General features: G+C 64.5%; 12 protein-coding genes. 2 read left to right on the top strand and 10 right to left on the bottom strand.

Annotated features, from left to right (window positions below; translation table 11 throughout):
• The 5 genes from A2J02_RS21310 to A2J02_RS21290 form a co-directional block, all read right to left on the bottom strand.
• Positions 1–646: ABC transporter ATP-binding protein (locus tag A2J02_RS21310; RefSeq protein ID WP_197478096.1), on the bottom strand; the 646-nt coding region annotated here is incomplete at its 3' end.
• Positions 647–1088: 442 nt separating this feature from the next.
• Positions 1089–1475 carry a 50S ribosomal protein L7/L12 gene (rplL, locus tag A2J02_RS21305; protein WP_008713856.1) on the bottom strand — a complete coding sequence of 129 codons (387 nt, stop codon included), beginning with the start codon at positions 1473–1475 and terminating at the stop codon, positions 1089–1091.
• Between the two features lie 90 nt (positions 1476–1565).
• A complete protein-coding gene (rplJ, locus tag A2J02_RS21300; protein WP_008713855.1) occupies positions 1566–2147 on the bottom strand; it encodes a 50S ribosomal protein L10 in 582 nt (193 codons plus the stop codon).
• Positions 2148–2475: 328 nt separating this feature from the next.
• Positions 2476–2952, bottom strand: coding sequence for a class F sortase (locus A2J02_RS21295; RefSeq protein WP_231893840.1), 477 nt, complete (start codon positions 2950–2952; stop codon positions 2476–2478).
• Between the two features lie 155 nt (positions 2953–3107).
• Positions 3108–3884 (bottom strand): CHRD domain-containing protein, encoded by a 777-nt coding sequence (locus tag A2J02_RS21290; RefSeq protein ID WP_027498227.1) that lies wholly within the window; start codon positions 3882–3884, stop codon positions 3108–3110.
• Between the two features lie 144 nt (positions 3885–4028).
• Here A2J02_RS21290 and A2J02_RS21285 point away from each other — a divergent pair, with 144 nt between their 5' ends.
• The gene (locus A2J02_RS21285) at positions 4029–4562 is read left to right on the top strand and encodes an RNA polymerase sigma factor (RefSeq protein ID WP_045840763.1); all 534 of its coding nucleotides are present in this window, start codon (positions 4029–4031) and stop codon (positions 4560–4562) included.
• Positions 4559–5275 (top strand): hypothetical protein, encoded by a 717-nt coding sequence (locus A2J02_RS21280; protein ID WP_068053218.1) that lies wholly within the window; start codon positions 4559–4561, stop codon positions 5273–5275. The genes A2J02_RS21285 and A2J02_RS21280 overlap by 4 nt, the downstream gene beginning before the upstream one ends.
• Here A2J02_RS21280 and A2J02_RS21275 read toward each other — a convergent pair.
• Genes A2J02_RS21275 through A2J02_RS21255 form a run of 5 tightly spaced genes read right to left on the bottom strand, consistent with a single transcriptional unit; the run spans position 5257 to position 10805 of the window.
• Positions 5257–7476, bottom strand: a complete 2220-nt coding sequence (locus tag A2J02_RS21275; protein ID WP_068053215.1) for an MMPL family transporter — start codon at positions 7474–7476, stop codon at positions 5257–5259. The genes A2J02_RS21280 and A2J02_RS21275 overlap by 19 nt on opposite strands.
• On the bottom strand, positions 7477–8631 hold the full coding sequence (locus A2J02_RS21270) for a hypothetical protein (RefSeq protein WP_068053212.1): 1155 nt from the start codon (positions 8629–8631) through the stop codon (positions 7477–7479).
• On the bottom strand, positions 8628–9368 hold the full coding sequence (locus A2J02_RS21265) for a phosphatidylserine decarboxylase (RefSeq protein ID WP_068053209.1): 741 nt from the start codon (positions 9366–9368) through the stop codon (positions 8628–8630). Before A2J02_RS21265 ends, A2J02_RS21270 begins: the two co-directional genes overlap by 4 nt.
• On the bottom strand, positions 9368–9565 hold the full coding sequence (locus A2J02_RS21260; RefSeq protein WP_027498233.1) for a hypothetical protein: 198 nt from the start codon (positions 9563–9565) through the stop codon (positions 9368–9370). Before A2J02_RS21260 ends, A2J02_RS21265 begins: the two co-directional genes overlap by 1 nt.
• Before the next feature lies 1 nt (position 9566).
• Positions 9567–10805 carry an SDR family oxidoreductase gene (locus A2J02_RS21255; RefSeq protein ID WP_068053206.1) on the bottom strand — a complete coding sequence of 413 codons (1239 nt, stop codon included), beginning with the start codon at positions 10803–10805 and terminating at the stop codon, positions 9567–9569.
• Positions 10806–10926 lie beyond the last annotated feature (121 nt).

Raw genomic sequence — 10926 nt, 5'->3', positions numbered from 1 at the left:
GGAAGAGCATGCCGATGTTGTCGGGCACCGTCCGAGCGAGGTTGATGTTGTGCGACACGATCAGGATCGTGGCGTCGATCTCGGCGTTGATGTCGATCAGGGTCTGCGAGATGTACGTAGTGCGAACGGGATCGAGGCCGGAGTCCGGCTCGTCGACCAGGATGATCTCGGGATCGAGAACCAGAGCGCGGGCGAGACCGGCGCGCTTACGCATACCGCCGGAGATCTCGCCGGGCAGCTTGTCCTCGGCACCGAGCAGACCCGTCAGTTCCAACTTCTCCATGACGATCTTGCGGATGTCGGACTCGGACTTCTTCGTGTGCTCGCGGAGCGGGAACGCGACATTGTCGTAGAGGTTCATCGAGCCGAACAGTGCGCCGTCCTGGAACAGCACCCCGAAGAGCTTCCTGATCTCGTAGAGCTCACGGGAGGAGCACTGCAGGATGTCGGTTCCGTCGATGAATATCTTGCCCTGTTCGGGACGCAGGAGGCCGATCAAGGACTTCAGGAAGACCGACTTGCCGGTACCGGAAGGACCGAGGAGCGCACTGACCTCACCCTTCGGCAGGGTCAACGTCACGTCCTGCCAGATCTTCTGTACCCCGAAAGACTTGGTCAATCCCTCGACCGAAACCTCGACTCCCACGCTGACCTCCACAATTCGTACACATCGACCCGGATGTGGGTTGTGTCACTGTATCCCATGCACGTGTCCGCACCGACACGGGAGCTTACCGCCCAGTAAGAACTTCCCCGAGTCAGGCTGTAGAGCTTGCATCAGTGTGGCTCATCTCACGCGACACGGTCGGCGACTCGCCAGAACTGTGACAAGTCCCTGCGTCACAAAGCTGTGACACGCCACAAACAATGACCGCCGAAACCCTTCGGAATGCTTTGGACTTCGGCGAAACCGAGTAAACAGGGGCACAAGGCCGGTGTCACGCGATTTGCAGGAGTCCGTGATCGATCACAACGGTGCACCCCGTGCGGTGTCCGAGAACAGAAGAAGGGCCGTCCCACCGAGGTGGGAACGGCCCTTCTTGCGCTCGTGCGTTCAGAGCACGAAGCACGACTGCAACGAAGCGGTCCTACTTGACGGAGATCTTCGCGCCGGCAGCTTCCAGCTTCTCCTTGGCGGCGTCGGCTGCGTCCTTGGCAACCTTCTCCAGAATTGCCTTCGGAGCGCTCTCGACGAGATCCTTGGCTTCCTTCAGGCCCAGGCCGGAAACGACCTCACGGACGACCTTGATGACCTGGATCTTCTTGTCGCCGGCCGACTCGAGGACGACGTCGAACTCGTCCTGCTCTTCAGCAGCCTCGGCGGGGGCTGCGCCGCCGCCTGCAGCAGCAACGGCGACGGGGGCAGCTGCGGTGACCTCGAAGGTCTCCTCGAATGCCTTCACGAACTCGCTGAGCTCGAGGAGAGTGAGCTCCTTGAACTGGTCGAGCAATTCTTCGGTGCTGAGCTTCGCCATGGTGGCGGGTCCTTCCTGTAAGTACCTAACCGCTGATCCGCGGCATGGTGTTGATGGTGTGGAGCTGAGCTGTACGCCAATACCAGCGGATCAGCTTTCGGCGGGAGCTTCCGCCGGTGCTTCTGTTTCTGCAGGTGCCTCGGCTGCGGCGGGTGCGCCGGCAGCCTTCTTCTCCTGCAACGCGAACGCCAGACGCGCGAACTGCGATGCGGGAGCGTTGAACAGGCCTGCAGCCTTCGACAAGTTGCCCTTCATGGCGCCGGCGAGCTTGGCCAACAGGATTTCGCGCGACTCGAGGTCTGCGATCTTGTTGATCTCTTCCACGGACAGCGTTGCGCCGTCCATGTAGCCGCCCTTGACGATCAAGGCCTTGTTGTCCTTCGCGAAGGCCTTGATGGCCTTCGCTGCGTCGACCGGCTCGCCCTTGATGAATGCAATGGCGGTCGGTCCGACGAACAACTCGTCGAGGCCGGTAATACCTGCCTCGGCCGCTGCGCGCTTGACCAGGGTGTTCTTGGCGACGGAGTACGTGGCACCTTCGCCGAGCGCACGCCGGAGCTGAGTCAGACCGGACACCGACAGGCCACGGTATTCCGTGACGACGGCAGCCGTCGAACCCTTGAACTGTTCGGTGATCTCCGATACTGCTGAGACCTTTTCGGGCTTTGCCATACTTCGCCTCCTCTCGTGGGAAGTTGTGTCGATCGCGAGAGGGCCGGAAAACGACGAACGCCCCGGCGCAAGAAGCACACGGGGCGTGAACGAGCAGGCAGTCGCGAGGACTGCAGACAGGTTCCCTACCTCGTTCTCCTGCGTGGGCCGTCCGACACGATCTCGGACCTTCAACCGCGCAACTCCCGGAAGTGAATCCTTCGAGAAGGCGGTGACCAACGGTCTTGGGTAGAACTTGATTGGGCGGTCTGGACCGGAGTGCGAGCACTCGTGATCCGAACCGTTGTTCAGGTTACAACATCCTCCGCGTCAACTCCAAAACGCTGGGCTATTGCCGCACTCCGTAGACGACGAGGTTGCGCTCGTAACTGCCCACCGAGGCGTCGAAGTCGCCCGAGCACGTGATCAGCCTGATCTCGTCGGTGGGCACCGCCCCGAAGACCTGCACCGTCGGGAACTCCACTTTGCCGTAGTCGCCGACCCGATCGATGCGGTAGTCGACTCGACCACCCGTCCCGTCCCCCACCGTCACGACATCTCCCGGTCGAAGCTCCGACAACCGATCGAACACTGCGGGACCGGTCGTGGAATCCACGTGCCCGGCCAGCACGGTAGGACTACCGATCACGCCCGGTCTGCCGCCGCCGGTGAACCACCCGACGTCGTCGTAGTCGCTCGGCACCTCCATCTCGCCGTTCTCGGTGAGATGGAGGCCGATCAACGGCTCGTCGAGGTCGATGGCCTCGACGCTGAGCCGGGTCGGTGCCTGCGCCGCGAAATCCGCCGTCGGGCCCGGTCCCGGCAAATCTCCAGCGGTCGAGGACTCGGTCGCTGGTGCGGCAGGTGGTACCGAGGTAGGTGTTGGTGCGGCAGGTGGTGATGGTGCGGCAGATGGCGGCGGTGCGGACGTACAGCCCGTCACCACCACCACTGCCGTAACAGCAACCAGGAGCCGAGATCTCAGCTGCGTGCCGTTCCGCTGCGGCGAGCAACCAACGTCACTCCCGCGATCGCCGTTGCACCCAGGACTACTGCGCCGAGGGCAACCGCGCCGACGACGGGCACCGCATTACTGGAGGCCGAATCGGACGCCGCGGCCAGAGCCGAACCGCCACCTCCGGTGGCGACGGAGCCGACCGGAATCTGCGTCAGCTGTCCGCGTACCGCTCCGGCCACGAAGTCGACGGTGTGGGTGTCGGCCGCGAAGCCCGCCGGATTTGCTTCGATCTGGTCCAGCGTGAATCCGGTTCCACTGTCGGCGTCGGCACCGGCCGGCGTCAGGCCGGTGGTGAACGGTCCCTGCATGCAGCCGGTGCTCGAACGTGGGCCGTCACCGATCGGCGTCGGGTTCGGGAACGCCAGACGCGGAGGTCCCGCAGCACCCGCCGCCGCCTCGTGAATGTGCGTGGCGGTCTTGGCCGGGCTCATGTAATCGCCGGTGACGCCGTCGAGCGCGATGTCGTAGCAGACGATGTCGAGATCGGAATTGATGCGCAGCGTGAACGTGCCCGTCGCGCCCGGCTGGCCCGGAGTGGCGACACCGTCGCCGTTCACCACCTGGTCGGGAGTTGCCATCGCGGTGAACGCGCTGGTGAACGAGTCCGGTTCGGCAACGGGGGTATCGGCACCGGCCGGGGCCGCGGTGAACAGCATCAGTGCAGCGGCCGTGCCGCCGACGACTGCGGTGGCGGTGCCGCGGACGGACATGGTCGGGCGGGTGATCGAGCGTCTGGTCATCTCGTGGGCCTTCCGTGGGAGCATCGGGCAGGCGAGCCCGTGCAGAGGTGTACGACGGTCGATGCCACGATGTTCAAAATTCGGTAAAGAAATACTCCAGTCTCGGATATGAACGTCCGGGGGTCCGTCGACGTAGTCACTGTCATGAGCATCGGGAGCGTGATCGAACTGCACTTCGACGTCGCTGCCGCGTACGACGAGCATGCGTCGGCCATGCTCGGTTTCGCCGTCAACGCACTGCGCGACCGAGCGCTTGCCGAGGACTGCGTCCAGGAGACGTTCCTTCGCGCATGGCGGGCCCGGTCCCGATTCGAGCCCAGCCGAGGAGCGCTGCGTACCTGGCTGTTCGCCATCGAGCGCAATGTGATCGTCGACGTCCAACGGTCTCTGAGCAGAATGCCGAAGCCGGCGTCGGAAAGGATCGAGGACCTCGACCGACGATCGGTCGCGATCTCGCGTGACACCAGTCCCGACGTGGACGAGCGACTGCGCATCATCGCCGCGCTCGCCCTTCTCTCTCCCGATCATCGGCAGGTCGTCGTTGCGGTGCACCTGGCGGGAACCACCTATGCGGAACTGTCCGAGTCGACGGGCGTTGCCGTACGAACATTGCGCACTCGCGCCTTCTACGCACTGAGGGCGCTGCGAGACCATCTCGACGGACAGGAGGAAGCATGAACGCCCGAGACGATCGCCGAGCCGAACTGATCGCCGCTGCCGTCGGCGACGACCTCGACGACACCGAGGCCGCCGAGCTACGCGAGCTCGCAGCATCCGATCCCACCGTCGACAGGGACATCGCCGAACTGCGCGCGCTGACCGGGACTCTCGGTCGTCGCGGTCCGACCGAACCGTGGCTCGAAGCATCGACGTCACCCGACCTCCGCGCCCGAGTTCTGGGTACGTCACCCGGCTCTGCGTGGCCACCCCAGCGGACACGTGGACCGCGCAGATCGGCCGGCCTGGCGGCCGCCGCCGCGATCGCGGGGCTGGTCGTCGGCAGCGGCGTCGTGCTCGGTATCGACGCCTCTCGACCGCAACCCGAGGATCCACCGGCCGCGATCACCGGACCTCCGGGAACCCTGGGTGCCTACGAGCAGGTCGCTTTCACCACGAGCATGCCGAGCGTGGACATCGAGGGCGGCCTCGTTGCGCACACGTGGGGCACCGAGACGTTCCTCGACATGGACGGCGTGTCCGATCGAGGCCCGTACGAGGTCGTCCTCGTCGATCGGTGGGGCACCGAACTCCCGTCCGGCACGTTTCTCGGTAGCGACGTCACCATCGAATGCCGCATGAACGCGGCGGTACTTCGCGGCGACGTCACCCAGATCGAGATCCGCGGCGCGGACGGCTCGCTGCTGGCGTCGGCTCAGTTGCCGACCACCTGACGATTCCGCGTACCGGGCCACCAGTTGCGCTCGCCGAAGAGCTTCATCATCGCCGGCACCAGCATCATGCGCACCAGCACGGCGTCGAACAGCACCGCGATGGCAAGAGCGAAGCCGAACTGTTTGAGCTCGAGCACGTCTGCGGTGAGGAAGCTGGCGAACACGGCGATCATGATTGCGGCGGCGGCGGTGATCGGCCTGGCGGTGTGTTCGATGCCGTCGACGACGGCGACGTCGTTGCTCGCTCCCCGCACGAACACTTCTCGCATACGGCCGATGAGGAACACCTCGTAGTCCATCGACAGACCGAAGACCACGGCGAACACCGTCACCGGTAGATACACCTGGATGTAACCCGGGCTCTCGAAGCCGAGAATGCTCGAACCCCAACCCCATTGGAAGACGGCGACGGTGGCACCCAGCGCTGCCCCGGTGACCAGCAGGTTCATGGCGACGGCCTTGAGCGGGATCACCACGCTGCGAAACACGACGGCCAAGTAACAGAGAGAAAAGGCCAGTACCGCGGCGACGACCCAGACGAACTTGCCGGAGATCTCCTCGGATGCGTCGACCACCAGCGCGGTGGTACCGCCCACGGACACGCTGGTGCCGTCCACGTCACCGGCGAGAACTGCCTGAGAACGCAGGGTTTCGACGAGGTCGGCGGCCTCCGTCGAGTCGATCGGGACCGACGGGACCACGATCAGCAACGACCGGCCGCCCTCGGGTTGCGCCAACGCGTAGGCGACGCGATCGTCTCCGCGCACGGAGTTCGCGAACGCGTCGACCGTGGCGATCTGCTGCGGTCCCAATGGACTGTCGTCCTCGCCGGTGAACACGATGGTGATGGGCGAGATGGTGCCGGGCGCGAACTTCTCGGTCAGGACCGTGTTGGCTCGTCCGGACGGTTCCGCGCTCAGCGCCTCGGCACCTAGATCGACCCCGTACGAGATCGAACCGATGGGAACCAGGCAGACGATGAGGACGGCGGCGGATGCGACCGTGTAACGCCAGGGGTGCTCGATGACGTGCTGCGCCCACCGCGACCACCACGTGGGAACTGCGGCGTCGTGCTCGTCGACCGAGGGAGGTTGGAATCGTCGCGGCAGCGACCAGGCCCCGATGCGCGTTCCCAGCACCGCGAGAAGTGCCGGCAGCAGGGTCCACGCGACCACGACGACGGTGGCGATGGTGAGCGCGACGACCAACGAGATGCTCTGCACCGCAGGGACATCGACGATCGCGAGGGCTCCGAGTGCGATCAACACGACCAGACCGGAGATGACGATGATGTGTCCGGCGGTGCCCATGGCCGCCCCCACCGCGCGCTCGGTCCTGTCCGAATCTTCACCGGGTCCGGCCCGCCCGATCTCCTCCCGGAACCGACTGACGATGAAGAGTGCGTAGTCGATTCCCAGACCCAGACCGAACATCGCCGCCACCGTGGTGACGAGAACATCGAAGGTCATCACGTTGGACAGCAACGCGAACATGCCGAACGCCGCCAGCACTCCGATTCCGGTGGTGACCAGCGGCACGATGCCCGCGACCACGGAACCCAGCGCCAGAACCAGCACCACGAAAGCGATGGGCAGACCGATGCTCTCGGCCCGCACGGCGTCCTCGGATTCGACGCGGGTGAGATCGACGGTCATCGGCGAGTAGCCCGTCACCGCCACCTCGACGCCATCACCGGACGCACCGCCGATCATCTCCTGCACGCGTTCGGCCACTGCGATCCGATCGCTGGCCTCTCCGCCGATGCCGACGAATGCGAGCGCCGAGGTCCCGTCGTCGGAGATCGTCGGGACGAATCCTGCGCTCTCGTAGGGGTCGACGACACGCAGTACGTCCGGTGACTGCCTCAGTGACGAGACGACCTCGGCCACCCGTGCGCGAAAGGCCGGGTTCCGGCTGTCCACCGAATCCGAGGTGAACGTGACGACGAGCTGTTCCGAGCCGAAGGACGCGAAATGCTGCTCGACCAGTTGGTCGGCGCGGCTGGATTCGGTTCCGGGAACGGAGAAGTTGGCCCCCACCAGGGAGTTCTGCAGCGCTGGGTACAGAATCGCGGATCCCACCGCCAGCAGCGTCCAGATCGCCAGCACCACCCAGCGTCGCCGCGCGACCAGTCGACCCCACCGGTCGCCGATGTTTCCGCAGCTCACCTGCGGGTCGATTCGCGAGATCGTGTCGGTCATCTACGTCAACTCCCGGCTGAAGATGCGGTACGTGCGGTGCGGAGCGAGTTTCGTCCGGGACAGGACCGAGCCCTTCATCCACGGACTGTCGTCGAGCACGGGAGCCGCTTCGACGCGCGTGAACCCGAGATCGCGCATACGCACCGACATCTCCATGATCAGCAGAGAGGACACGGCTCGATCGGGGCAATCCGGATCGACGAACAGCATGTCCACCCGCACTCCGTCGATGACCTCCGTGCGACCCGGACGCTTGACGTGCCACAGCGTCACCAGGTCTCGTGCCCAGCGCGACTTCAGGTGCGACGCCTTCGCGGCGGCCTGATTGACGTCCGGGATTCCCATCAGAAAGCCGACGGGCTTGCCGTCGAGTTCGGCCAGCAGGGTGAGCCGACGATCGATGACCGGAAGCATCATCTTCAGCAACTCGAACAGTTCCGTGTAGGACAGCGGCGAGAAGCCCCAGAAGTTCACGAACGTCTTGTTGTAGAGATCCCGCACGATGCTCGCGTCGCGTCGCAACGTCCGGTATTTCATCGACCGGAACGTCACCTCGGATCGCGCCTTGATCTTCTCGAAGATCTGCATGTGCCGCGCGTATTTGGGGTCGTTGTAGATGATGCACGGGTCGTCGAAAAGGTAACTGTAGAAGTCCTTGACCGCCATCAGACCCCACTTCTCGAAGTGGGCCGCGTAGTAGAGCGGATTGTGCGGCATCCCCACCAGGGGCAGCGCCGGGACCTCGTCGACGACGATGCCTGCGCTGTAGAACATCGACGGACCGAAGGGCCCGGAAATCGTCGCGAGTCCGCGCGCCGAAAGCCAGTGCGCCGCAGCGTCGAGCAGCGCTTCGGCGACGTCGTGATCGTCGACCGCCTCGTAGAAGCCGAAGAAGCCGATCGGCTCCCCCGTGTACTCGGTGAACGACAGATCGTGGATGGCCACGACGCGACCGACGGCAATCCCGTTCTCGCGAGCCAGAAATGCTTTCGTGACGCGGGTGGCGGCAACCGAGGGCGGCGGTGCGATGAGAATTCGGCCCAGGTCCATCGACTCGTCGGGTAGGCGGTACGGATCGCCCTGGTAGACCAGGTCCGAGACGGACTCGAATTCACGCCAACCGGCTTTGCCGTCGACCTCTTCGATCGTGATCATCGTTCCTCTTCGCTCGGTTGTCTGCCGTCGACGAGGATCGGTGAACGCACCACCGTCGTCTCGCCGGCGAACACGTAATTGCCTGGCCGGACAGTGATCTCGTCGACGAGTGCGTCGGGCACGAACACGTCGCACTGAGAACCGAAGCGGATCATTCCGTACTGCTCGCCGCGCTCGACGGTGTCGCCCACCGCGATGTGCGCAACGATGCGATTGACCCACAGGTCGGCTATCTGCGTCACCGTCACCACGGCTCCGCACGCGTGCTCGATCGACACGGTGAGTCGTTCGTTGGTGAGCAGGTAGTCGCAGCCCACGTCGTAGGGAGTTCGCCGCGTCAGCAGATTGGCCCCGACCCGGGCCATCGACTTGTTGAACGGTGCCGCAGATCGGTGTCGGCGCATCCTGACGATGCCCGAGATCGGAATTCGATTGCGGTGTACCGAGTATTCGGACATGTAGATGCCGATGAGGTACCCGCTGTCGGCTTCGGCGACGCCGGCGATCTCGTCGAGGGCAATGGTTCGCCCCTTCTTGACTGCGAACGCGGTACTGCCTGCCTCCACTCGTTTGACGTACGTGACGAAGCCGTCCGCAGGAGCCAGTACCGCTCGCGGATCGGCGGGCGGTACTCGATGCGGATCGCGAAAGAAGAACCGGGTTCGCCAGTAGACGAACAGCGCGAACGGAGCTGCCGTCGCGGCAGCGAGGCCGAGGGCCCACCGACACCACGACATCAGCTGTGCCGCTGTTCGTCGACGCTCTCCGACCAGGTCACGAAGGCATCCGCTGCCCAGTTCCGCACCGGGCCGGGCAGCAGTCCGATCAGCCCACACACCACGTAGAAGCCGAGCGAGAGAACGCCGTTGGTCACCTCGCGGCCGATGGGTACGTCCCGTAGGCGCACCGAGGTGGGCTCGAATCCGTCTGCCACGTCAGTTGACGGCGGCGGGCGTGAGCGTCTTGAGCTGTGCTTTCTCGAAATAGAGCTCGAACAGTCGGCGGTGGACGCACCACGAGATGTCGTGGTCGAGTGGGAGTATCGCCTCGGGCTTGTGCACCAGGCGCATCAGCTGATCGATGTTGTCGGCCAGCATCGTCTCGGCAAATCGAGGCGAAATGCGCGAACTGACGCGCTCTTTGAACTCGTCCCAGCTCACCAGGTCGAGTCCGAGCAGCTCGGCGTAGAGGTCGTGGCCGTAACCGGTGGGGTTGCTCGGTAGGAGCCGCGTCAACGGGTGACTGCGCAGCGCATTGCCGGCCATGACGTCGCACATCACGTCCACCGGAACGTAGTTCATTCCCGGGCCGTCCCAGATGGCACCGGCGGCGATGGCCAGTTCGATGATGCGCCAGAAGCTGTACACCCGTCCGGGATCACGGCCGAGTTCGGTACTTCCGAGAATGTAGGGGGCCTCGCACAGGGTGACGGAGTAGGTGTCCGACATCGAGAGCCACCCGAGAAGCGTTGCGTTGACCCACTTCATCTGCGCGTAGCCCGAGTACCACCACGAATCCGGGCGGCGAAAATCCTCGGGCTTCTGGTAGAGGTGAGCTCCGATGCTGCCCACGTAGGTGAGGTGCTTACGCGTGGAGGTGATGCTGAATTCGAGAATGCGCAGGACGCTCACGAACCAGTCGTCGCGCAGATCGGCATAGCTCTCGGTGTAGTCGGTCGAGCTGGCGCAATTGAAGATCTGCCCCACTCCGGCAGCAAGATCGAAGTAGGCAGCCTTGTCGAGACCGAACCGGAACGTCGTGGGAGTGCCCTCGACGATGCGAATCTTGTCGGCGTCGACCTCGATCTCGTACTGGTCGAAGGTGCGCTGCAGGCGCTCGAACGCCGTCTCCTCCTCGGTGGGGCGCACCATCGCATAGACGACCTCGACGGCGGAATCACGAGTGAGTCGGCCGATCAGGTGCGCGCCGAGGAATCCGTTGGCTCCGAACACCAGCGCCGTGTCGGTGCGCGGCGGTGCCATGCTCGCCACCCGGCGTCGGGTGTCCTCGTCGACGAACGGCCGCAACGCGGTCGGATCACCGTTGCTCAGAGCGACGACGTCGGCGTACTTGCCGGCGAAGCGAAGCCCCGGGCATTCGCTGGTGATCAGTGCATCCGCGTGCGGCCAGACCGGACGCAACGAACCATCTCCGAACAGTGCTTCTACGTGCATTCTCGCTCCCCTGCAACGATCGGTGTCCCATGTCACTTCGGACCGGCAGAACGTAGCAATTTCGAGGGCTCGAGATCGGGTGACCGGGAAAGTCTGGTACGCCCCATAGCGTTGCTCAACT

Source organism: Rhodococcus sp. EPR-147, from assembly GCF_001647185.1.
GTDB lineage: Bacteria > Actinomycetota > Actinomycetes > Mycobacteriales > Mycobacteriaceae > Rhodococcoides.
Note: the sequence above shows the minus strand (reverse complement) of the source record. Positions and strands in the feature narration are given on the sequence as shown.